At 67.4% G+C, this 21,333-nt stretch carries 19 protein-coding genes and 1 CRISPR repeat array; of the genes, 15 read left to right on the top strand and 4 right to left on the bottom strand.

The features are described 5' to 3' along the window. The first annotated feature begins 48 nt into the window (after positions 1-48). The 13 genes from DAETH_RS17400 (at position 49) to DAETH_RS17340 (ending at position 9,763) form a co-directional block, all read left to right on the top strand. Positions 49-1,845 (top strand): acyl-CoA dehydrogenase, encoded by a 1,797-nt coding sequence (locus DAETH_RS17400; RefSeq protein ID WP_264777978.1) that lies wholly within the window; start codon positions 49-51, stop codon positions 1,843-1,845. After that, complete coding sequence (locus DAETH_RS17395) at positions 1,845-2,702, top strand: alpha/beta fold hydrolase (protein ID WP_264777977.1); 858 nt, start codon at positions 1,845-1,847, stop codon at positions 2,700-2,702. Before DAETH_RS17400 ends, DAETH_RS17395 begins: the two co-directional genes overlap by 1 nt. A 111-nt stretch (positions 2,703-2,813) precedes the next feature. After that, entirely contained in the window at positions 2,814-3,590 is a 777-nt protein-coding gene (locus tag DAETH_RS17390) for an SDR family oxidoreductase (protein ID WP_264777976.1), read from the top strand. 66 nt (positions 3,591-3,656) lie between these two features. Beyond that, complete coding sequence (locus tag DAETH_RS17385) at positions 3,657-4,115, top strand: MaoC family dehydratase (protein WP_264777975.1); 459 nt, start codon at positions 3,657-3,659, stop codon at positions 4,113-4,115. Continuing rightward, positions 4,112-4,561, top strand: a complete 450-nt coding sequence (locus DAETH_RS17380; protein ID WP_264777974.1) for a PaaI family thioesterase — start codon at positions 4,112-4,114, stop codon at positions 4,559-4,561. Before DAETH_RS17385 ends, DAETH_RS17380 begins: the two co-directional genes overlap by 4 nt. Further along, positions 4,558-5,064 carry a macro domain-containing protein gene (locus DAETH_RS17375; RefSeq protein ID WP_264777973.1) on the top strand — a complete coding sequence of 169 codons (507 nt, stop codon included), beginning with the start codon at positions 4,558-4,560 and terminating at the stop codon, positions 5,062-5,064. The genes DAETH_RS17380 and DAETH_RS17375 overlap by 4 nt, the downstream gene beginning before the upstream one ends. After that, on the top strand, positions 5,061-5,507 hold the full coding sequence (locus DAETH_RS17370; RefSeq protein WP_264777972.1) for a PaaI family thioesterase: 447 nt from the start codon (positions 5,061-5,063) through the stop codon (positions 5,505-5,507). The genes DAETH_RS17375 and DAETH_RS17370 overlap by 4 nt, the downstream gene beginning before the upstream one ends. Next, positions 5,504-5,839, top strand: a complete 336-nt coding sequence (locus DAETH_RS17365; protein WP_264777971.1) for a hypothetical protein — start codon at positions 5,504-5,506, stop codon at positions 5,837-5,839. Before DAETH_RS17370 ends, DAETH_RS17365 begins: the two co-directional genes overlap by 4 nt. Continuing rightward, complete coding sequence (locus DAETH_RS17360; protein WP_264777970.1) at positions 5,836-7,092, top strand: acyl-CoA dehydrogenase family protein; 1,257 nt, start codon at positions 5,836-5,838, stop codon at positions 7,090-7,092. Before DAETH_RS17365 ends, DAETH_RS17360 begins: the two co-directional genes overlap by 4 nt. 48 nt (positions 7,093-7,140) lie before the next feature. After that, positions 7,141-7,470, top strand: coding sequence for an AbrB/MazE/SpoVT family DNA-binding domain-containing protein (locus tag DAETH_RS17355; protein WP_264777969.1), 330 nt, complete (start codon positions 7,141-7,143; stop codon positions 7,468-7,470). Then, positions 7,467-7,883 (top strand): type II toxin-antitoxin system VapC family toxin, encoded by a 417-nt coding sequence (locus DAETH_RS17350; RefSeq protein ID WP_264777968.1) that lies wholly within the window; start codon positions 7,467-7,469, stop codon positions 7,881-7,883. The genes DAETH_RS17355 and DAETH_RS17350 overlap by 4 nt, the downstream gene beginning before the upstream one ends. Before the next feature lie 3 nt (positions 7,884-7,886). Beyond that, positions 7,887-8,690: an SDR family NAD(P)-dependent oxidoreductase gene (locus tag DAETH_RS17345; RefSeq protein ID WP_264777967.1), complete on the top strand. Its 804-nt coding sequence runs from the start codon at positions 7,887-7,889 to the stop codon at positions 8,688-8,690. Further along, positions 8,687-9,763 (top strand): phosphotransferase family protein, encoded by a 1,077-nt coding sequence (locus DAETH_RS17340; protein WP_264777966.1) that lies wholly within the window; start codon positions 8,687-8,689, stop codon positions 9,761-9,763. Before DAETH_RS17345 ends, DAETH_RS17340 begins: the two co-directional genes overlap by 4 nt. A 71-nt stretch (positions 9,764-9,834) precedes the next feature. Here the strand turns inward: DAETH_RS17340 and DAETH_RS17335 are convergent, their stop codons facing one another. After that, complete coding sequence (locus tag DAETH_RS17335) at positions 9,835-10,107, bottom strand: hypothetical protein (protein WP_264777965.1); 273 nt, start codon at positions 10,105-10,107, stop codon at positions 9,835-9,837. A 144-nt stretch (positions 10,108-10,251) separates the two neighbouring features. Continuing rightward, a CRISPR array of direct repeats spans positions 10,252-14,960; the repeat unit is 37 nt; unit sequence GTTTCAATCCTCAGCCCACCCAAAGGCAGGCTGCAAC. 477 nt (positions 14,961-15,437) lie between these two features. Between DAETH_RS17335 and DAETH_RS17330 the strand changes: the two genes are divergently transcribed. Both DAETH_RS17330 and DAETH_RS17325 read left to right on the top strand, forming a co-directional pair. Then, positions 15,438-17,048, top strand: coding sequence for a tetratricopeptide repeat protein (locus tag DAETH_RS17330; RefSeq protein WP_264777964.1), 1,611 nt, complete (start codon positions 15,438-15,440; stop codon positions 17,046-17,048). A gap of 45 nt (positions 17,049-17,093) precedes the next feature. After that, positions 17,094-18,143, top strand: coding sequence for a helix-turn-helix transcriptional regulator (locus DAETH_RS17325; RefSeq protein ID WP_264777963.1), 1,050 nt, complete (start codon positions 17,094-17,096; stop codon positions 18,141-18,143). 129 nt (positions 18,144-18,272) lie between these two features. Here DAETH_RS17325 and DAETH_RS17320 read toward each other — a convergent pair whose 3' ends face one another. Genes DAETH_RS17320 through DAETH_RS17310 form a run of 3 tightly spaced genes read right to left on the bottom strand, consistent with a single transcriptional unit; the run spans position 18,273 to position 21,308 of the window. Further along, on the bottom strand, positions 18,273-19,142 hold the full coding sequence (locus tag DAETH_RS17320; RefSeq protein ID WP_344870023.1) for a carbohydrate ABC transporter permease: 870 nt from the start codon (positions 19,140-19,142) through the stop codon (positions 18,273-18,275). Next, positions 19,139-20,080: a carbohydrate ABC transporter permease gene (locus tag DAETH_RS17315; protein WP_264777962.1), complete on the bottom strand. Its 942-nt coding sequence runs from the start codon at positions 20,078-20,080 to the stop codon at positions 19,139-19,141. The genes DAETH_RS17320 and DAETH_RS17315 overlap by 4 nt, the downstream gene beginning before the upstream one ends. Continuing rightward, the gene (locus DAETH_RS17310) at positions 20,064-21,308 is read right to left on the bottom strand and encodes an extracellular solute-binding protein (protein WP_264777961.1); all 1,245 of its coding nucleotides are present in this window, start codon (positions 21,306-21,308) and stop codon (positions 20,064-20,066) included. The genes DAETH_RS17315 and DAETH_RS17310 overlap by 17 nt, the downstream gene beginning before the upstream one ends. Positions 21,309-21,333 lie beyond the last annotated feature (25 nt).

The raw sequence follows: 21,333 nt of genomic DNA, 5'->3' as shown, positions 1-21,333 counted from the left end.
CGGCACCGAAGCAGCGCAACCCCCTCTTCCATGCAAAGGAGCGACCTTATGGCCCCCTTCCTGTCCCGCCGCGACCTGCAATTCCAGCTCTACGAGGTGCTCGACACCGCCTCGCTGCCTGAGCGCCCCCGCTTCGCTGAGCACTCCCGCGAGGTGTACGATGACGTGCTGGGCCTCGCCTACAACGTCGCCGACAAGTATTTCGCCAACCACGCCCGCGAGTCGGACCTCAACGAGCCGCACATCGTGGACGGCAAGGTCAAACTCGTCCCCGCCGCCGCCCAGGCGATGAAGGCCTTCCGCGAGGCAGGCTTTTTCAGCGCCCATGCCGACGAGGAGCTGGGCGGCCTGGGGCTGCCCAACGTGGTCGCGCAGGCCATGCACGCGCACTTCAAGGCCGCGAACATCGGCACGAGCAGCTATCCCTTCCTGACCATCGGGAACGCCAACCTGCAACGCGTCTTCGCCTCGCCCGAGCAGCAGCAGAAGTACATGCTTCCCCTGCTGGAGGGCCGCTGGTTCGGCACGATGGCCCTCTCCGAGCCACACGCGGGGTCGGGCTTGGCGGACATCCGCACCACCGCCACCCCGAGGGAGGACGGCACGTACTCGATCACCGGCACGAAGATGTGGATTTCGGCGGGCGAGCACGAACTGTCGGAGAACATCGTCCACCTCGTCCTGGCGCGCATCAGGGGCGCTCCCTCCGGGGTGAAGGGCATCTCCCTCTTTATTGTGCCCAGATACCGCGTGAACGAGGACGGCAGCGTCGGCGAATCCAACAACGTCGTCCTGGCCGGACTCAATCACAAGATGGGCTACCGGGGCACCACGAACACGCTGCTCAACTTCGGGGAGGGCGGCGAGACGGTCGGGGAGCTGATCGGCGAGCCCGGCCAGGGCCTCCGGTACATGTTCCACATGATGAACGGCGCCCGCATCGGGGTAGGGATGGGCGCGGTCATGCTGGGGTACGCGGGTTACCTCGCTAGCCTGGAGTACGCCCGCGAGCGGCGGCAGGGGCGGCACGCGAGCAACAAGGACCCGGGAAGCGAGCCCGTCGCCATCATCGAGCACGCCGACGTGCGGCGCCTCTTGCTGCGGCAGAAGAGCTTCGTGGAGGGCGGCCTCGCGCTCGGGCTGTACGCCGCCCACCTGGAGGACGAGATCGAGACCGGGCCCGAGGAGGTGAGGCGTGAGACCGAACTCCTCCTCGACCTGCTCACGCCCGTCGTCAAGAGCTGGCCGAGCAAGTACAGCCAGGAGGCGCTGAGCGACGCGATTCAGGTCATGGGCGGAGCCGGGTACACCCGCGACTACCCGGTCGAGATGTACTACCGTGACAACCGCCTCAACCCCATCCACGAGGGCACGGAGGGGATTCAGGGGAACGACCTCTTGGGCCGCAAGGTGTCTCAAGCGGGCGGGCGTGGGCTGGAGGTGCTGCTTGAAAGGATGCAGGCCGACCTGCGGGCGTCCGAGGGCCTGGAGGGACTCGACGAGATTCGCACGGCGCTGCACCAGGCCGTCGCTCAGAGCACCGGGGCGCTGCGGGCCATCCTCACCCAGGCCCCTGAACTTGGCCCCGACCTCTTCCTGGCGAATGCGAACAGCGCCCTGGAAATGCTGGGGCACACCGTCATCGGCTGGATGTGGTTGCGGCAGGCCATTGCTGCGGCCCGTCAGCTTCCCGAGGCGCGGGGCGACGAGGCCGACTTCTACCGGGGCAAGCTCCAGGCCGCCCGCTTCTTTGCCACGCACGAATTGCCGAAGGTGAAGGCGCACGCGGACCTGCTGGCGAGCGCGGATCGCACGACATTCGACATGCAGGCGGCGTGGTTTTGATGGAGCGGTCAGCCGTCAGCTCTCAGCCGTCAGCGGGAGAGGACTTTCACCGGGTCGCGCTGGGGGGCAGGAACTTCGCCTACTTGGAGGTCTCCCCGCCTCACCCGCGCGCCAACGTCCTTTTCCTCGCCTGGCTGGGCGGCTCGCGGCTGGGGTGGGAGGGGGTCGTCGCGGAGGTCGGGAAGGAGTACCGCGCCCTCGCGCCCGACCACCGGGACACCGGAGACTCGGACCCGTTCGAGGACGCCTTCACACTCGCGGACCTCGCGGATGACGCCGCCGAGTTCCTGAGGGCGGTGGACGCCGCGCCCGCCTTCGTCGTGGGGCTGAGCATGGGCGGGATGGTCGCGCAGCACCTCGCGCTGCGGCACCCGGAACTCGTACGCGGGCTGGTGCTCGTCTCCACGACGCCGGGCGGGGCAGACTCGACCCCGGCCACCGAGCGGGGCAGGGCGGCCCTCTTCCTGCCCGCCGATATGGAGGCGCGGGAACGGGCACAGCAGGCCCTGACGCTGATGACGCACGACGGCTTCACCGAAGCCAACCCGGGAATGCTCGAACTCGCCGCCCGGCACGCCGAGCGCCACCCCATGAGCGAAGGGAGCTTCAAGCGGCAGTTCCGGGCGATCCGGGCGCACGACACGACGCCGGGGCTCGCCCGCCTCACCGTCCCCACCCTCGTGCTGCACGGCGAGCGCGACGACCTCATTCCCCTGCCGAACGCCGAGCGGCTGGCGGCAGGGATTTCAGGGGCGGACTTGCAAGTGTATCCGGGAACGGGGCACATGCCGCACCTCGAACGCCCACAGGAATTCCTGGCGGACCTGCGCGGGTTTTTGCAAGAGCAAACAAACTAACCCACGCTCACTGTCCGCCCACGTTCAAAATTGACGCGCACGTACATTCTTCCCTATGGTGGGAGGCACAGGTTCAACCCGACTCGCCCAGCCCGACCGGAGGCACCCTCTATGGCACTCAAGGAACTCTTCGACCTCACCGGCAAAGTCGCCCTGATCACCGGAGGCTCACGCGGCCTCGGCCTGCAAATCGCGGAGGGGCTGGGCGAGTACGGCGCGACCGTCGTCCTGACCGCTCGCAAACAGAACGAACTCGACGAGGCGAAGGCCCACCTGGAAGGGCTGGGGATCACCGCGCACGTCTACCAGAACGACCTCTCCCAGTTCGACACCATCGAGCCCCTCGTCGAGCGCATCGTGTCGGAGGTCGGCCCGATCAACATTCTGGTGAACAACGCCGGGGCCACCTGGGGCGCATCCGCTGAGGAGCACCCCTTCGAGGCGTGGCTCAAGGTCATCAACCTGAACGTGAACGGCCTCTTCCTCCTCACACAGGCGGTCGGCAGGCTATGCATGATCCCCGCCCGCTCGGGCCGCGTGGTGAACGTCGCCTCCGTCGCCGGGCTCAAGGGCAACAGCCCGCGCATGGCCGGAACCGTGGCCTACAACACGTCCAAGGGGGCCGTCGTCAACTTCACCCGCGCCCTCGCCTCCGAGTGGGCCAAGTACGACATCACCGTCAACTCGATCTGCCCCGGCTACTTCCCCACGAAGATGACCAAGGGCACCATCGCCTACGGGGAGGAAACCATCCTCGGCGCCACGCCCCTGGGCCGTCTCGGCGGGCCCGAGGACCTCAAGGGCCTCGCCCTGCTGCTCTCCAGCGACGCCTCGGCGTACATGACCGGGCAGAACATCGCGGTGGACGGCGGGGTGACGGCGATTTGAAGGAAGCTATCAGCCGTCAGCAAGAAAAGCTGAGAGCTGACCGCTGACGGCCCCAAAGGAGGCACCATGACCACCATTCCCCTCCCCGACCTCCGCTCCCGCATTGGCCAGGAGATCGCCTTATCTGACTGGGTGAGCGTCACGCAGGAGATGGTGAACAGGTTCGCCGACGCGACCGGGGACCACCAGTTCATCCACGTGGACCCCGAGCGGGCCGCGCAGACCCCCTTCGGCGGCCCCATCGCGCACGGCTTCCTGACGCTCTCTCTGCTGGCGGGGCACTTCATGACTGGGGGCGGCGCTCCCCGGCTGGAGGGGGCGCGGATGGTTGTGAATTACGGCCTGAACCGGGTGCGCTTCATCTCGCCCGTGCCCGTGGGGAGCCGCCTTCGTAACCGGGCGATCCTGGTGGGCGTGGAGGACGGACAGGGCTATGTCCAACTCACCGTCGCCAACACCGTCGAGATCGAGGGGAGTGAGCGCCCCGCCGCCACCGCTGAAACGGTGATGCGGGTGTACCTGTGACGACTCTCGACGGGACCGACGCGGTTGCCTTCGCCCAGAGTGTCCTCGACTCGCAGCCCTTCAGCGTGCTCGTGGGGGCGAGGGTCGAGGAGATGTCGCCCTCCGGTGTGGTCGTGCGGGTGCCCTTCCGGCAGGAGATCACTCAGCACCACGGCTTCGCGCACGGGGGCGTGCAGGCGGCGCTGGCCGACATCGCCCTCACCTTCATGGGAGCGGCGGCGCTGGGGCCGAGTGTGCTCACGTCAGAGTTCAAGATCAACTTCGTGCGGCCCGGGATGGGGGAGGCGCTCGTCGCTCGGGGCAGCGTGCTCAGCGCCGGGAGGCGTCAGGCCGTCACCCGCTGCGACATCTTCGCCGTGCAGGGGGATGAGGAGCGGCTGGTCGCCACCGCGCTCGGCACCATCGTCACGGCGGACGTGCCGCCTGCGGGGGGAGGGCCAGGATGACGCTGGCTTACATGGATGGTGACGCCACCCTGCCACAGGGCGAGGGGCCGAAGGTGCTCGTTCATATTTGCAACGATGTGGGCGCTTGGGGCCGGGGCTTCGTGCTCGCGCTGTCGAGACGTCACCGGGAGCCGGAACGGGCGTACAAGCGTTGGGCATTGGGGGAAACCGGGCAGCCGTTCGTGCTGGGTGAGGTCCAGTTCGTCCCCGTCGCGCCTGACCTGACGGTGGCAAACCTGATCGGTCAACGCGACATCGCGCGCAAAAACCGCCCGACGGGAGTGCCGCCCGTGCGGTATGAGGCCATCCGAGGGGGGCTCGCAAAGGTGCGAGAGGAGGCGCGGTGTTTGGGGGCCAGTGTCCACATGCCCCGCATCGGCGCGGGTGTGGCGGGGGGTGATTGGTCCCTCATCGAGCCGATCATCCTCGAAGAACTCGTCAACCACGGCCTCCCCGTCACCGTCTACGACCTTCCCACCGTCGAAACGGGCGTGACCCCATGACCGCCCATGACCCCTCCCTCATCCGTGACCTCCTGGAACGCGCCATCGAGACGAGCGAGTTCACGCAGTTCATGGGCACGCGCCTCACCCACTTCGAGCATGGGCGGGTCGAGATCGAGATTGACCTCAAGCCCGTCCTGACGCAGCACCATGGATACGCGCACGGGGCGGTGATCGGCTACCTCGCGGACACCGTGAGCGCCTGGGCCGCCGCCTCGGTCGCCGGGGACGTGGTGACCGCCGAGTACAAGCTCAACCTGCTCGCCCCCGCCAAGGGGGAAACGCTGTGGGCACGCGGCGAGGTCCTGCGCGCGGGCCGCCGCCAGGTTATCGTGCGGGCCGACGTGTACGCCCGGGGCAGGGGAGAGGACACCCACGTCGCGGCGGCGCTGGCGACGATCTCCCCGGTCGGTGGGCGTCCGGGCCGGGAGGAAACGGCGTGACCGTCTACCTGCTGGAGCGCGACGGCGTGCTGCTGGCGCGGATGCCGCTCAGCCACGTCGAGCCCTTCAGCGTCCACTGCGGGTTCGAGCCCCTGCCCGCCTTCGAGCCCTACCGCGCCCTGTTCGAGGAGGACGCCCGCCTCGCCGAGGAGGTAGTCAGCGATCCCGACCCCGCCCTGCTGAACCGCGCCGAGGCCCTGCTCGACCGCATCCTGGCCCTGGGCCTTTCCGTGCGTCGGGAGGGCGGGGGCATCCACCGCGAGGTCCTCATCGGCATCGAGGACCACACCGCCCACTTTCGCCCCCTGAAGCTGGAGGAGGAACCCCTATGACGATGTTCGACGTTTCGCCCCGCACCCGCGACCTGCACGCCCGCCTGAGCAACTTCATGGAGGAGCACATCTACCCCAACGAGGCCGAGTTCAACCGTCAGGTCAACGAGGGCAACCGCTGGGAGCATGTGCAGCTCATCGAGGACCTCAAGCCGAGGGCGCGTGCCCAGGGCCTGTGGAACCTCTTCCTGCCGCCCGCCTCGGACCCGCAGGGCGTGTTCGGCCCCGGCCTGAGCAACCTGGAGTACGCTCCCCTGTGCGAGGTCATGGGCCGGGTGTGGTGGGCGCCCGAAATCTTCAACTGCAACGCGCCCGACACCGGCAACATGGAGGTCCTCGCCCGCTACGGCACCCCCGAGCAGCAGGAGCGGTGGCTGACCCCCCTCCTGAACGGCGAGATCCGCTCCGCCTTCTCGATGACCGAGCCCGAGGTGGCGTCGAGCGACGCGACGAACATCCAGGCGAGCATCGTGCGTGACGGGGACGAGTACGTGATCAACGCGCGCAAGTGGTGGACTTCCGGCGCGGGCGACCCCCGCTGTGCCGTCAGCATCTTCATGGGCAAGACGGACCCGGGGGCCGAGCGTCACCTCCAGCAGTCCATGATCCTGATTCCGATGGACGCGCCCGGCGTGACCATCGAGCGGATGCTGACCGTCTTCGGCTACGACGACGCCCCGCACGGCCACGCGGAGATGACCTTCGAGAACGTGCGGGTACCCGCCGCAAGCCTCCTGCTCGGGGAGGGGCGCGGCTTCGAGATCGCGCAGGGGCGGCTGGGGCCGGGGCGCATCCACCACTGCATGCGGCTGATCGGGCAGGCGGAGCGGGCGCTGGACCTCATGGTGGAACGTGCCTCCGAACGTGTCGCCTTCGGCAAGCCGCTGAGCGGGCACCAGCACGTCCGCGAGGCGATTGCCCACAGCCGCATGGAGATCGACCAGGCGCGGCTGCTGACCATGCAGGCCGCGCACATGATGGACACGGTGGGCAACAAGGAGGCGCGCGGGCAGATCGCAGCGATCAAGGTCGTCGCGCCCAACGTCGCCCTGCGGGTGATCGACCGCGCCATCCAGGTCTTCGGCGGCGCGGGCGTCAGCCAGGACACGCCCCTCGCCAACATGTACGCCCAGGCCCGCACCCTGCGCCTCGCCGACGGCCCCGACATCGTTCACACCGAGACGGTGGCGAAGGAGGAGATCAAGCGGCAGCAACGGGCGAAGGAGCGGCGGGCCGAGGTGGTGGGGGACTGAACCGGCGGCGCGGCTCGGTGCTAAGGTAGGGTAAGGAGGTGAGTAAGGATGGCGACCAAGGCGTTGGAACGCCGCGTTCACCGAGCGACCGTCACGAGCAAGGGGCAGGTGACCTTACCTAAGGCGTTGCGCGACCGGCTGAGGTTGGAGTCGGGGAGCGTCGTGGAGTTCGTGGAGGAGGGCGAGACCGTGACCCTTCAACCAGCCAGGAGGCGCCGACGCAGTTTCGCGGAGGCCATCGGCACGCTGGAGCCCCCGGAAGGGATGACCGCCGAGGAGTACATCAGCGACATGCGGCATGAGCCCGGCGACCGCGAAATCCTGCAAAGCGGACCGGGTGTCAAGAAGATCACCTATATCGAAGACCTGCTCAAATGACCCGGCCCGTCTCCGTCTGCCTGGACTCCAACGTGATCCTCTCGGTAAGGTTTCGGGAACCCGGGTCGGAGGCGGTCGCGGGTTGGCTTGACAGTGTTCCCCACCTGATCGTTTGCGGCCCCGTCGTCGCGGAACTCATGCCGCGTGACCCTCACGCCGAGGAGTGGTTGCGGGATGCCGGGATCGAGGTGGACTGGACGCTGGGCCGGTCGGTGTGGCGCCGGGTCGGTGAGTTGCACGCCGGTTACACGGCGCGGCGGCGTTCGTCGGGGGGTGGGATGCCCCGGCGTCCCCTGACGGACTACCTGATCGGTGCTCACGCCGAGGTCAGCGGCTTCCCGCTCTTCACCCTCAACCCGGCGGACTACGCTCCCCTCACCGAACTCGAAGTCCTGACCCTCAGGAGAACCTGATCTATGGAATTCCAGAACAAAGTCATCGTCGTCACCGGCTCCGCCTCCGGCATCGGCCTCGCGCTGGCGACCCGCTTCGCGCGGGAGGGGGCCACCGTCATCGCCTCCGACCTCAACGCCGAGGTGGGGGCCCAGAAGGCGGTGGAAATCGGTGCCCGCTTCGTGCCCGCCAACGTGGCGAAGGAAGAGGACATCCAGGCCCTCATTGACGGCGTGATCGCCCGGGAAGGCCGCATCGACCTCTTCTGCTCGAACGCGGGCATCGCCATCGGCGAGGGGCCGGAGACGCCCGACAAGCAGTGGGACCTGATCCACAAGGTCAACGTGATGAGCCACGTCTGGGCCGCCCGCCACCTGCTGCCGCATATGCTGGAACGCGGCGAGGGCCACCTCCTGAACACGGCGTCGGCGGCGGGACTGCTCACCGAGCTGCACTCCGCCCCCTACGCAGTCACCAAGCACGCGGCGCTCGCCTTCGCCGAGTGGCTGGCGATCACCTACGGCGACCGGGGGATCAAGGTCTCCTGCCTGTGCCCCGAGGGCGTCTGGACCCCGATGATCCAGAACGCGCCCATCCTCCAGCAGACGGCGATCACGACGGACGAACTCGTCGAGAAGACGCTGGAGGTGCTGCGGCGGGACGGCTTCCTGATCACGACGCACCCCACGACCCTCCAGTCGTTCCAGAACAAGGCGAACGACTACGACGGCTGGATCGGCAAGATGCGCCGGTTGCGCGAGAAGGCGATGGCGCTGCTCGCCGCGCACGGGGGCCGCGCCTTCGAGGCAGGAGAGCAGGCCCGATGACCCGCCCGGACACCGCCCCCGTCCGCCCCGGCGAGGAGTTGCCCGAAGGCTCGCTGCGGGAGGTCCTGCGCGGCCGGGTGGAGGGGGACGTGGACCGGCTGACGGTCGAGCAGTTCCCCGGCGGCTTCTCCAACCTGACCTATCTCCTCCGGCTAGGTGATCAGGAGTACGTCCTGCGCCGCGCGCCCCTCGGCCCGGTGGCGGCGAAGGCGCACGACATGCCGCGCGAGTTCCGGCTGCTGGAGCGTGTTCACCCCGTCCTGCCCGTCGCCCCGAAGCCCATCCTGCTCGTCGAGGACCCGGAGGTGATCGGCGCCCCCTTCTACCTGATGGAGCGGCGCCGTGGAACGGTCGTGAGGACGCGGCTGCCGCCCGAGTACGCCGCCCTGCAAGGCGCTCCCCAGAGGCTCTCGCAGGCGCTCGCGGATACCCTCGCCGATCTGCACGCGGTGGACATCCTTGCTGCGGGCCTGCGCGACCTCGGGAAACCGGAGGGCTTCAACCGGCGTCAGGTCGAGGGCTGGGCCGGACGCTGGCGCCGCGCCCGCACGGATGACATGCCCCCGGTAGACGAATTGCATGACGAGGACGTGATCGCGTGGCTGACCGCGAACACGCCCCCTGAGACGGCCCACACCCTCGTCCACAACGACTTCAAGCTCGACAACCTGATGCTCGACCCGCACGATCCCTCCCGCGTGGTCGCCCTCCTCGACTGGGAGATGACCACCGTGGGCGATCCCCTGGTGGATCTGGGCCTCACCCTCACCTACTGGACGATGCCAGAAATGCCGGGCCGAGAGCCCAACCGGGTGGGGGCGGTGGCGAGCGCCGAGGGCTACTACACGCGCGAGGAGTTCCTGAGCCGTTACGCCGAACGGAGCGGGCGGGACGTGTCGAACGTTGCATGGTACGAGGTGCTGGGCCACTTCAAGCTCGCCGTCATCGTGGGGCAGATTTACGCCCGTTACCGCGCAGGGCAGACCAGGGACGCCCGCTTCGCCCCGCTGGGTGGGCAGGCCCAGTGGCTCATCGGGGAGGCGTGGCGGCGGATCGGGGAGGCGGGGGGGTAGAGGGTCCCTTTCAGGAAGATGCAGCCTGTGCGGAACTGGGCTGCATCTTTCATGGTCCGTGTCGGGTCCTCCTACGTCAGCCGGATGCCCTGCGCGATGGGCAAGGACACGCGCCAGAGCCACGCCAGCCACAGCAGCGCGGCGGTGCCCAGCAGCAGGACGTAGAGGGCCGCACGCAGCCGCCCGAGGGTGTGACGGGTGGGGCCCGGCAGGCGGAGGGTGCCCCCCACCGGGACGTAGGAGTGCCCGTGACTGCCCAGGTTGACGCCCAGAATCATGCCCAGCGTCAGCACGGCGAGAAGGAAGGTCAGCAGGGCAGCGGTCAGGAGGGCGGGGTGCATCATCGGGGGCTCCGTTCCCCGGTCGGAGCCGGGAGGGGGTGGTGTTTGGGCGTCTCCTCCTACGGTAACCCTTGCCCTGCCCTCCGCCTTCGCCTGAGCGGAGGGCAACCCCGGCGCGCGGTAGGACTGGCTGCGGCCGTCCCAGGCGTTTCAATCCTCAGCCCACCCAAAGGCAGGCTGCAACCCGGTCAGCCCTCACAGCTTGCCCCGGTGCGCGTCGTTTCAATCCTCAGCCCACCCAAAGGCAGGCTGCAACCTGTGACGCTGACGCTGTTCATGGTGGTGGACCTGTGTTTCAATCCTCAGCCCACCCAAAGGCAGGCTGCAACGCGACCGTGAACCGTTCCTGGAAGGTCGTCGCGGTTTCAATCCTCAGCCCACCCAAAGGCAGGCTGCAACGCAATTCAACTGGGCCCCGCTTGATGCCTGGGTCCTGTTTCAATCCTCAGCCCACCCAAAGGCAGGCTGCAACGCCCGAGGGAATTGACCAGGGCGAGCGGGACGCCCAGTTTCAATCCTCAGCCCACCCAAAGGCAGGCTGCAACGCGACCTGCCCGGTGGCGTAAATGGCGATGCCGACGCAGTTTCAATCCTCAGCCCACCCAAAGGCAGGCTGCAACCGCGCTGTCGTTCAAGCGTCCGCGTGACCTGACGGTGTTTCAATCCTCAGCCCACCCAAAGGCAGGCTGCAACGCCGAGGTGCTTGTAAAGGGTGCTCCGGGTGACTCCGTTTCAATCCTCAGCCCACCCAAAGGCAGGCTGCAACCGCACCCCCAGTCTTACCCCCAACCCGGCAAGCAGTTTCAATCCTCAGCCCACCCAAAGGCAGGCTGCAACTCCTCATCGGTCAGGACCTTCGCCGCTTCCAGCATGTTTCAATCCTCAGCCCACCCAAAGGCAGGCTGCAACGGCGAAACGCGGCCGGGCGTGAAACGTCATAGGCCGTGTTTCAATCCTCAGCCCACCCAAAGGCAGGCTGCAACGCAACCCCCACACCTCATTGCCGCCGCGACCGTCCTGTTTCAATCCTCAGCCCACCCAAAGGCAGGCTGCAACCGATTGGGCGACGCTCACCCCGTAGCGGGCGGCGTTTCAATCCTCAGCCCACCCAAAGGCAGGCTGCAACCCTCCCACATCCGGCTCCATTCCGGCCGGGCTTTGTTTCAATCCTCAGCCCACCCAAAGGCAGGCTGCAACATCTTAACGGGGTGAGTCTCGTCCTTTTAGACAAGTTTCAATCCTCAGCCCACCCAAAGGCAGGCTGCAACGGGCGCAGGGCGGGGGAGGCGGGACGGCCGTGTTTCAATCCTCAGCCCACCCAAAGGCAGGCTGCAACTCCCACTTCAGCGCCCACTGGGCGGTGTTGGGATCGTTTCAATCCTCAGCCCACCCAAAGGCAGGCTGCAACGCCGCCGCCGCCTTCGCGGGCGAGGCCACCTGGAAGTTTCAATCCTCAGCCCACCCAAAGGCAGGCTGCAACGGGTCACGTCGCCCTGGGTCCGTGCGACGTGCTGGTTTCAATCCTCAGCCCACCCAAAGGCAGGCTGCAACACGTCCTGGACGGGCGGCTGACGTACGCGCCGCTGTTTCAATCCTCAGCCCACCCAAAGGCAGGCTGCAACTGGGCCGCGTCCGGTGCCCGCTTGAGGCTTTCCGCGTTTCAATCCTCAGCCCACCCAAAGGCAGGCTGCAACCACGGAGCAAATGCAAAATGTGCAGATTTTGTTAGTTTCAATCCTCAGCCCACCCAAAGGCAGGCTGCAACGCCAATGTGCAGCCACGGGAAAACCATTCAACAGGTTTCAATCCTCAGCCCACCCAAAGGCAGGCTGCAACCACCTGGCTTTTGCCACCGCCTCTACGGCTGGCTAGTTTCAATCCTCAGCCCACCCAAAGGCAGGCTGCAACGTGTTGTTGGGCAGGCACGTTGCCCAGATGAACCAAGTTTCAATCCTCAGCCCACCCAAAGGCAGGCTGCAACCTCGGCTACCAGCTCCTCGACACGGGCCAGTTCACGTTTCAATCCTCAGCCCACCCAAAGGCAGGCTGCAACGAGAGCAGGGCGCGGAGCGTGCGCAGGCGGGCGTCGTTTCAATCCTCAGCCCACCCAAAGGCAGGCTGCAACGAGGCCATGCGCCGCCGGGTGTCCTAGAGCCCCGCGTTTCAATCCTCAGCCCACCCAAAGGCAGGCTGCAACCGGACGGCTCCTATCTCAAGGGGGGAGACTTTAGGGGTTTCAATCCTCAGCCCACCCAAAGGCAGGCTGCAACCCCGTGATTCCCGGCCTCGGCGCCCTCCTCCTGGTTTCAATCCTCAGCCCACCCAAAGGCAGGCTGCAACACTGCCCCGCCACCTCCTGCGACATCCCGCCGAAGTTTCAATCCTCAGCCCACCCAAAGGCAGGCTGCAACACCGAGACTCGATCTACCACCGTCATCCGCCACGTTTCAATCCTCAGCCCACCCAAAGGCAGGCTGCAACCTTGTTGTCAAAACCAGTAGGGCACGAAGCATGATCGTTTCAATCCTCAGCCCACCCAAAGGCAGGCTGCAACCTCCGGGTCGAGCACGAGGTCCTGTGCCAGGAGTTGTTTCAATCCTCAGCCCACCCAAAGGCAGGCTGCAACAGGCTCGCTGTCTGGGTCGGAGTCAGCAAGATCACGTTTCAATCCTCAGCCCACCCAAAGGCAGGCTGCAACGCCGCTCCGAGGCCGAACCAGCTCAGCACGGTCTTGTTTCAATCCTCAGCCCACCCAAAGGCAGGCTGCAACGCGCGGAGGCGGGCCATTGAAACCGGCCAGCTACGTTTCAATCCTCAGCCCACCCAAAGGCAGGCTGCAACGTCGAGGACGAGGCCCTGGCTCTCGTTGCGCACACGGTTTCAATCCTCAGCCCACCCAAAGGCAGGCTGCAACGCCCTCAACCTCTCCAGCTCTTCCGCCTGCTGGAGGTTTCAATCCTCAGCCCACCCAAAGGCAGGCTGCAACCGTGCAGCGGGCATCTGGCGTTTGCTCAACGAGGTGTTTCAATCCTCAGCCCACCCAAAGGCAGGCTGCAACGCGGGGTGGGGCCCGCTGACGGTGCGCTCCAACAGGTTTCAATCCTCAGCCCACCCAAAGGCAGGCTGCAACGCGCCACGAGCGGGGGGACGTGCAGGTGGTGGGGCGTTTCAATCCTCAGCCCACCCAAAGGCAGGCTGCAACATCACACACACTACGTTTGACCCGGGCGAGGGATGGTTTCAATCCTCAGCCCACCCAAAGGCAGGCTGCAACAGGGCGCAGGAGTCTCCCATGCACGACCTGTCCCTGTTTCAATCCTCAGCCCACCCAAAGGCAGGCTGCAACACGCCCGGGGCGCGCGGGAGATGCTGGACGTGCTGGTTTCAATCCTCAGCCCACCCAAAGGCAGGCTGCAACAGGGCGCAGGAGTCTCCCATGCACGACCTGTCCCTGTTTCAATCCTCAGCCCACCCAAAGGCAGGCTGCAACTGGGGCGCTCGTCAGGCGTCAGGCGCAGGATGGTGTTTCAATCCTCAGCCCACCCAAAGGCAGGCTGCAACACCGATGCCCCTCTTCGTTTCACCGTGAGGGCCGGGTTTCAATCCTCAGCCCACCCAAAGGCAGGCTGCAACGTAATACAGGGTGTTCGGGGAGAGGCCAGTCAGGGTGTTTCAATCCTCAGCCCACCCAAAGGCAGGCTGCAACCGCGTCGGTCAGGCTGGGGAGCTGGCGCCAGTCAATGTTTCAATCCTCAGCCCACCCAAAGGCAGGCTGCAACCTCAACTGTTGGCGGGAGAGATTGATGCGGAAGGGGGGTTTCAATCCTCAGCCCACCCAAAGGCAGGCTGCAACCTGGTGGCTCATCACGTCGTGCCCGATCACGTTGTTTCAATCCTCAGCCCACCCAAAGGCAGGCTGCAACCCGGCAACCCGGCGAGGACGATTACGACGTGATCGAGTTTCAATCCTCAGCCCACCCAAAGGCAGGCTGCAACCTTCCACGGCGCCCGCGTGCCCGTCGAGATCCCGTTTCAATCCTCAGCCCACCCAAAGGCAGGCTGCAACTTCCAGATCGGGGCCGCGTTCGCCGAGTACGAACGGTTTCAATCCTCAGCCCACCCAAAGGCAGGCTGCAACGCGCCCTCGCGCCCCTGCTGAGCGAGGCGACGTGGTTTCAATCCTCAGCCCACCCAAAGGCAGGCTGCAACGCGTGGCACCGGCACGTCCTCGTGTTCGACGGAGTGTTTCAATCCTCAGCCCACCCAAAGGCAGGCTGCAACGTGAAAGCGGGGGGCAAAGGGCAACGGCGTTGCGCGCGTTTCAATCCTCAGCCCACCCAAAGGCAGGCTGCAACCAAGTCATCGGCGCCCAGGGCAACAGCGGGAACGTGTTTCAATCCTCAGCCCACCCAAAGGCAGGCTGCAACAAGACGAACCGCGGGTGGCGTGCGGTGGACGATCCGTTTCAATCCTCAGCCCACCCAAAGGCAGGCTGCAACCGCAGGTGGTTGGCGCCCCCGATGATGTTGCGCAGGTTTCAATCCTCAGCCCACCCAAAGGCAGGCTGCAACGCAGGCAGCGGTGCCAAATGCGGTCCACCGTGCGGTTTCAATCCTCAGCCCACCCAAAGGCAGGCTGCAACAGTCGCGCAAGTTCCCGGGCAACGGACTGCGGGTTTCAATCCTCAGCCCACCCAAAGGCAGGCTGCAACGAGGCGCTCGTCACTCACCTCAAGGTTGTCCTCAGCGTTTCAATCCTCAGCCCACCCAAAGGCAGGCTGCAACCACACGATCACCATGCTGGACAACCCCGGCACCGGGTTTCAATCCTCAGCCCACCCAAAGGCAGGCTGCAACGGTAGTGTCGCGCTTCCCCGTCCCATACGCAAGTCTCGCGGGCAGACGCGCGAACGCCTCCTGCTGCCGCTGAACTCCTGATCCGCCGCCGATCCTCGTTCCAACCCCTCCCCGTCTAGGACGGGCCTTTCCACCCCGCGCGAACCTCCCGGCGTTTTCACGTCGCGGCGGGTTCGCGCGGGCTTTCCGGCCCGACAGCCAGTGTCGGGCCGGGCCCGCATTCTCCGCGAGCACAGGGCGTGAAGGACACGCCAGTGCGTCCCAGCGGGCGTTTTTGCCGCTGGAAGGGAGAGTGCGTATGCGGAAACTGCTGGTGGTTCTGGCGTTGTTGGTGGGTGGGCTGACGGTGACGCAGGGCGGCGGGGACGGCCGCTCGTCGCCGAACAACGAGGGAAGCTGGCCGGTCGGCGGGTAAGGGACGGGGAGGCAGGGGGCGCCGGGAGGGTGCCCCCTCTCCCTTTTCCCTAAAATGTGCGCGTGGGAGCGTTCGCGGAACTGGTGGCCCATGTGCGGGCGCTGCTGGCCGCCGGGGAGTGGGAGGCGGCGCGGCTGCATGTGCTCTCGGCGGCGCGGTCGGTGCGCTCGCGCTCGGACGGGGTGCTGCTGCGGGGAATAGTGGAGGACGTGCCGCGCGAGCTGTGGGCCGGGCCGGAATGGGCGCGGGCGCTGGGCTGGGTGGCCTACCGGTCGGGCGACCCGGAGCTGATGGCCGAGGTGGCGGCGCGGGCCCCGGGGGCGGCCCCGGCTTTCGAGGCGTTCCTGGCGGGCACGCGCGGACGCTGGGACGACGCGCTGCGGCTGGCGGAGGCGGGCCTGGGGGGACCGGACGCCCCCGTCGCGGCGCGCTTCCGGGCCCAGGCGCTGCGGTCGCTGGGCGGGGACTGGCGACCGGCCTTCCGGGAGGCGCTGGAGCGGGCGGGGGGACGCGACCGGGGGCTCGTCCGGCTCGACTTCGCGGTCACGCTCTCGTGGGGGGGCGAGGACGAGGCCGCCCGGGCGGAATTCGCGCGGGCCGTCAGCGAGGTGGGGGGAGACCCCTGGGCGCAGGCGTCGGCGGGGGCGAACCTCGGCATCACCTGTCTGCGGCTGGGGGACCTACGGGCGGCAGAGCGGGCCCTGCGCGAGGCCCTGGGGTGGGCGCGGCGGGAGGAGGGCAGGCGTCACCTCTCGCTGGTGTGGCGCGGCCTGGGCGGGGTGTGGCGGGCCCACGGCGAGTTCCCCCGCGCCCGGCACGCCTTCCGGGAGGCCGAGCGGCACGCCCAGTCGGTCCCCGACCGCGTGCTGGCGATGCGCGGCGAGGCCCGGACCCTCAGCCTGTGGGGCCATTCCGACGAGGCGCTGGCCGTGCTGTTCGAGGCGGCCCGGCACGCGGACGTGCTGGACGAGGGCCGCCACCCCCTCTTCGCGGAGATCGCGGCGGAGCGGCTGCGGCTGGGCGACCGGGAGGGCGCCCGCGAGACCCTGACCCGCGCCGACGAGGGGCGTCGCGATGACGCCCGCCTCGCCGGGGTCGTGCGGGCCGAACTGCTGCGCCTGGAGGGCCGGGAGGAGGAGGCCCGCGAATCCATGCGCGGGGTGCCGGGCCGGGACGTGTGGACTCTGGAGGTCGCCCGGCTCTTCCCGGCGGCCTTCGCGCTGGTGGGGGAGGAGGCGATCCCGCCCGTGCCCTGGACCGTCCGGGTGAGCGCCGACGGCCCGGTGACCGCCTGGATGCACGGCGAGGCCCTGCCCCTGCGCCCGGGGCGTCCGGCGGCCTCCCTCCTCGCCCTGCTGCTCGTGCGCGGCGGCAGCGTCTCCCGCGAGCTGGCCCTCGAAGCCCTGGACCTCCCCGGCACGGGCCCCGACGCCCGCCGCAAGGAACTCAGCCGCACCCTGGGCGAACTGCGCGACGCCCTGGGCTGGCCCGGCGCCGTCACCACCGACGGCCAGGTCATCCGCCTCGCCCCCGAGCCGCGCTGGCTGCCCCTGGAACTCCCACCCCCGGAACGCGCCGACGTGTTCTGCGAGGGCCGCCTCGACGAGTGGGTCCTCGACTGGCGGAATGAGCATGGGGCGCTCACGTCTCCTGTTGTGATCGAGGGCACCTGAAAAAGCGCGACGGGCTGGCGACAGCATCCGTCCAGCATGGGGGACATGGCTCCCGAAGACCTCGCCAAGGCGGAACGTCTCTTCCGCATCGCCCGGATGTTGCGTGAGGGGCACCTCAGCGTGCGCGACCTCGCCCTGCGGCTCTTTCCCACGGCCAGCGTCGGCGGGGAGGGCTGGCCCGCCATCGAGCGCGCGGTGCAGCGGGACCTCCTCGACCTGGAGCGGCTGGAGCCGCAGGATTTCGAGCGGCTCCCGGGCCGCCCGCCGCGCTACACCATCCGCACCCACCGCACCACCCTGCACCCGGTCGAGGTTCTCGCCCTGCACGCCGCCGCCCGGCTGACGTACCACCGCGCCCCCGGCCACCGGGTCCACCACCACGCCGCCCTGACCCGCCTGACGACCTGGCTGCCCGAGCGGGTGCAGCCCGTCGTCGCCCGCAGCTTCTCGGATCTGGGGCGGCGCCGCAGCCGCGAGGACCTGAATCTGGAGCACGCCGCGACCGCGTGGCTGGGGGGCCACCCCCTGCGCTTCGAGTACCAGAAGCCGGGGGGCAGCGGACGGTGGCGCACGAACATCATCGAGCCGTACCTGATCGAGGCGCATCCCAGCAACCTCGACCTGTACGTGATCGGGCGGGAGACGACCTACCACCACGACGTGCGGACCTTCAAGCTCTCGCGGATGCGCGCCCTGTATGTCCTGCGCGACACGACCTACCGCATCCCCGAGTCCTTCGACCCCGGCGAGTTCTTCCACGCCGCCTGGGGCGTGATCGGCAGCCCGGGGCGGCAGACGGTCACCCTGCACCTGCGCTTCAGCGCCGACGCCGCCTACCGCATCCTGGAGGGCGGCTACGCTCACCTCAGCGAGCCCGTCATCAACCCCGACGGCAGCATCGACACGAGCCTGGAAGCCCCCGTGGACGAGCGCGGCTTTCCCCGCGAGGTCCTGCCCTGGCTGATGTCCTTCGGCGCCCGGGCGGAAGTGCTCGGCCCCCCCGCCCTGCGCGCCCACTGGCAGGCCGAACTGCGCGCAGCGCTGGCGAGGGCGGAGGCGGAGCCGACCCACTTCCCGGAGGGTGGGGTGGCGTGAGGGGGAGGGGAGGTTGACAAAAGGAAGAGCCGCCCCTAAGGACGGCCGCGACCCCATCTTTAGCCACATCATCCCAATCCCGGCGATATTTCAATCCTCAGCCGTCCCGAAAAACGGCTGCAACCCAGGTTAACCCTTCATCCCCGTCAGCACGATTCCCTCGATGATCTGGCGCTGGAAGAAGGCGAACACGAGCAGCACCGGGATCACCGCGAGGCTGCTCGCCGCCATGATCAGGCCCCACTGGGTGCCCGCCTCCCCGTTGAAGAGGGCCGTGCCGACGGGCAGGGTGCGGAACTGCGGCTGCTGGATCACGATCAGGGGCCACAGGAAGGCGTTCCAGTTCCCCAGGAAGGTGAAGATGGCGAGGCTCGCCAACGCGGGCCGCACGAGCGGCAGGGCGATGTGCCAGAAGATGCCGAATTCGCTCATGCCGTCGATGCGCGCCGCTTCCAGCAAGTCGGTGGGCAGGCTCTCGAAGAACTGCCGCATCAGGAAGACGCCGAAGGCACTCATCAGCCCCGGGAACATGATCGCCAGATACGCGCCGGGCACGCTCCTCGTGAGTTGCAGGTCGCTCACGCCCACGAACCACGGGATCACCAGCATCTCGGTCGGGATCATCAGGGTGGAGAGGATCAGGATGAAGATGAGGTTCTTGCCGGGGAAGTCGAACTTGGCAAGGGTGTAGCCCACCAGCGAGTCGAAGAAGAGGACGCTCGCCGTCGTCACCCCCGCCACGAGCAGGCTGTTGGCGAACCATTGCAGGAAGCGCGTCTGGGTCAGCACCTGCCCGTAGTTCCCCAGCGTCGGCTCGGCGGGCAGGATGGTCAGGTTGAAGAGTTCCTGAAAGCTCTTGAGGCTCGTCAGCAGCATCCACACGAAGGGAAAGAGGGTGACGACCACGCCGACTGTGAGCACGAGGTAGGCGAGGGCCGTCCGCACGTCAAGTCGGCGGCGGGGCGAGGGAGTCGGGGGAGCGGGCGCCGTGACCGTCACGCCTCGTACCTCCGGGTCAGGAAGCGCAGTTGCAGCAGGGTGATCGCCAGGATGAGCACGAAGAGGACCACCGTGATCGCCGAGGCGTACCCCATCTGGTAGCGCCCGAAGGCGATCTGGTAGATGTAGAGCGCCACCGTCATCGTGCTCCCCAGCGGCCCGCCCTGGTCGGTGAAGTTGAGGTTCACGACCTGGGTGAACAGTTGCAGGTACGAGATCGTCCCCGTCACCACGCTGAAGACCAGGGTGGGATTGAGAAGCGGCAGGGTGATGCTTCGGAACGATTGCCAGGGGCTCGCGCCGTCGATCTCTGCCGCCTCGTAGTACGAGCGGGGAATGGCCGCCAGCCCTGCCAGGAACAGCACGATCTGGAAGCCCAGGTTCTGCCACACCACCAGCCCGGCGGTCGTGGCGAGGGCCTGATTCGGTGAAGTGAGGAAGGGCTGCGGCGGGACATGTAGCCACGTCAGGAAGGTGTTCACCGGCCCGAACTGCGGGCTGAAGAGCCACTGCCACACCCACGCCGCCGCCACGATGGGCGTGACGTAGGGGGCAAAGTACAGCGCGCGGTACAGGCCACGCAAGGCCCGGACCCGCCCCAGCATCAAAGCCACGGCTAAACCGAGCACGATCTGGAGCGGCACCCCGATCAACGTGTAGAGCGCCGTGTTCCTGAGTGCCTGCCCGAACCGCTCGTCCCCCACCAGCGTCCGGTAGTTGTCGAGCCCGACGTAGGGCTGGACCTCTTTCAGAATATTCCAGTCGAAGAGGCTCAGCCGCAGGGCCATCAGGGTCGGCAGGAAGCGCACCACCAGGAAGAAGAGGAGCGGCACCAGCAGGAAGGTGTAGGCGGTGCGCGTCTGGTGAGTTTTCAGGCTGCTGCGGCGTGGGGAACGCGCCTGGACCCGCTCCCCCCTCACCTCACTTGTAGTAGCCATCCAGAATCTTCTGCTCGTCCGCCGCCGCCCTCTTCACGGCATTCGCGGTGCTGCCGTTCTGGAGGATCACCGTGTTGATGGCGTCCACCCACGCCTTGCGCTGCCCGGCCTCGTCCACGAAGAGGGTCGAGTGCGCGAAAGGCAGGGCGTACACGAAGGGACCGTAGACGGGATCGCGCCGGAGCTGCGGGTCGTTCGACAGCTTCTTGCTCGCGGGAATCTCGCCGACCGACTGGAGCCAGGTGCGCTGGGTGTCCTCGCTCGTCAGGAACTTCAGGAACTTGACCGCCGCGTTCAGCTTGTCGCCCTTGGCATTTTTCGTTATCCCGTTCACCCAGTACGAGCCGAAATTGCTGCGGACCCCGTTGGCCTTGAGGACCGGCAGCGGCACGACCCCCCAGTTGAACTTCGCCCCCTTCTGGATGGTGCCGACCGCGAAGGACCCGTCGATGATCATGCCGACCTTCCCGGCGATGAAGGCGTCGCGGTAGGAGTTGTTGCCGGGGAAGAAGTTGGGCGTGCCGAGCTTGTACTTGGTGAAGAGGTCGGTGTAGAAGCTCATGGCCTTCTGGCCCGCGTCGCTGTCGTAGGCGACCTTCTTGCCGTCCTTGCTGTACGGCGAGCCGCCGAACTGCCGCACCAGTACCTCGCGCACGACGTGGTAGTCCTGCCCGTCGGGCTGGATGCCGAAGCCCAGCGTAGTGAAGCGCGGTGGGGCCCCCTTCACCACCTTCTGCGCGGCGGCGATGAAGTCCTCCCAGGTGCGGGGCGGCGTCAGGACCCCCGACTGCCTCAGCAGGTCCTTGTTGTAGAACACCGCGAGCGTGCGGACCGCCGTGGGCAGCGCGTAGTACTGGCCGCCTATCTTGCTCGTCTGCACCATCGGCACGAAGGTCTTGTCCACCTGGGCCGCCGGGAAGTCCTTCGCCGGGAGGGGCTGGAGGTAGCCGCTGTCCACGTACTGCGGCAGCCAGCCGTAGAAGAGGTTCACCACGTCGGGGCCCTGTCCGGCGGGCACGCTGGAGGCGACCTTCTGGTTGTAGGCGTCGTAGGGAAAGGTTTCCTGCCGAATCTTGATGTCTGGATTCTGTGCCTCGAACTTCTGGATCAGCTTGTTCATCGTGTCGACCTTGCTGGCGAAGTCGTACTGCCAGTAGGTCAGCGTGACGGGCGCGGCCGAGGCGGCGGAGAGGGAGAGGAGGGCGGCCAGCGTGAGGGTCCTGTTCATCGTCTTCTCCTTGGGTGCTGAGGGA

The organism is Deinococcus aetherius, from assembly GCF_025997855.1.
GTDB lineage: Bacteria > Deinococcota > Deinococci > Deinococcales > Deinococcaceae > Deinococcus > Deinococcus aetherius.
The sequence above is the reverse complement of the archived record's forward strand: the minus strand, read 5'-3'. Positions and strand labels throughout refer to the sequence as shown.

Coding starts and splice junctions, on each gene's coding strand:
- DAETH_RS17400 (WP_264777978.1), top strand. CDS start 49: ATGGCCCCCTTCCTGTCCCGCCGCGACCTGCAATTCCAGCTCTACGAG.
- DAETH_RS17395 (WP_264777977.1), top strand. CDS start 1,845: ATGGAGCGGTCAGCCGTCAGCTCTCAGCCGTCAGCGGGAGAGGACTTT.
- DAETH_RS17390 (WP_264777976.1), top strand. CDS start 2,814: ATGGCACTCAAGGAACTCTTCGACCTCACCGGCAAAGTCGCCCTGATC.
- DAETH_RS17385 (WP_264777975.1), top strand. CDS start 3,657: ATGACCACCATTCCCCTCCCCGACCTCCGCTCCCGCATTGGCCAGGAG.
- DAETH_RS17375 (WP_264777973.1), top strand. CDS start 4,558: ATGACGCTGGCTTACATGGATGGTGACGCCACCCTGCCACAGGGCGAG.
- DAETH_RS17370 (WP_264777972.1), top strand. CDS start 5,061: ATGACCGCCCATGACCCCTCCCTCATCCGTGACCTCCTGGAACGCGCC.
- DAETH_RS17360 (WP_264777970.1), top strand. CDS start 5,836: ATGACGATGTTCGACGTTTCGCCCCGCACCCGCGACCTGCACGCCCGC.
- DAETH_RS17355 (WP_264777969.1), top strand. CDS start 7,141: ATGGCGACCAAGGCGTTGGAACGCCGCGTTCACCGAGCGACCGTCACG.
- DAETH_RS17350 (WP_264777968.1), top strand. CDS start 7,467: ATGACCCGGCCCGTCTCCGTCTGCCTGGACTCCAACGTGATCCTCTCG.
- DAETH_RS17345 (WP_264777967.1), top strand. CDS start 7,887: ATGGAATTCCAGAACAAAGTCATCGTCGTCACCGGCTCCGCCTCCGGC.
- DAETH_RS17340 (WP_264777966.1), top strand. CDS start 8,687: ATGACCCGCCCGGACACCGCCCCCGTCCGCCCCGGCGAGGAGTTGCCC.
- DAETH_RS17335 (WP_264777965.1), bottom strand. CDS start 10,107: ATGATGCACCCCGCCCTCCTGACCGCTGCCCTGCTGACCTTCCTTCTC.
- DAETH_RS17325 (WP_264777963.1), top strand. CDS start 17,094: ATGGCTCCCGAAGACCTCGCCAAGGCGGAACGTCTCTTCCGCATCGCC.
- DAETH_RS17315 (WP_264777962.1), bottom strand. CDS start 20,080: ATGGCTACTACAAGTGAGGTGAGGGGGGAGCGGGTCCAGGCGCGTTCC.
- DAETH_RS17310 (WP_264777961.1), bottom strand. CDS start 21,308: ATGAACAGGACCCTCACGCTGGCCGCCCTCCTCTCCCTCTCCGCCGCC.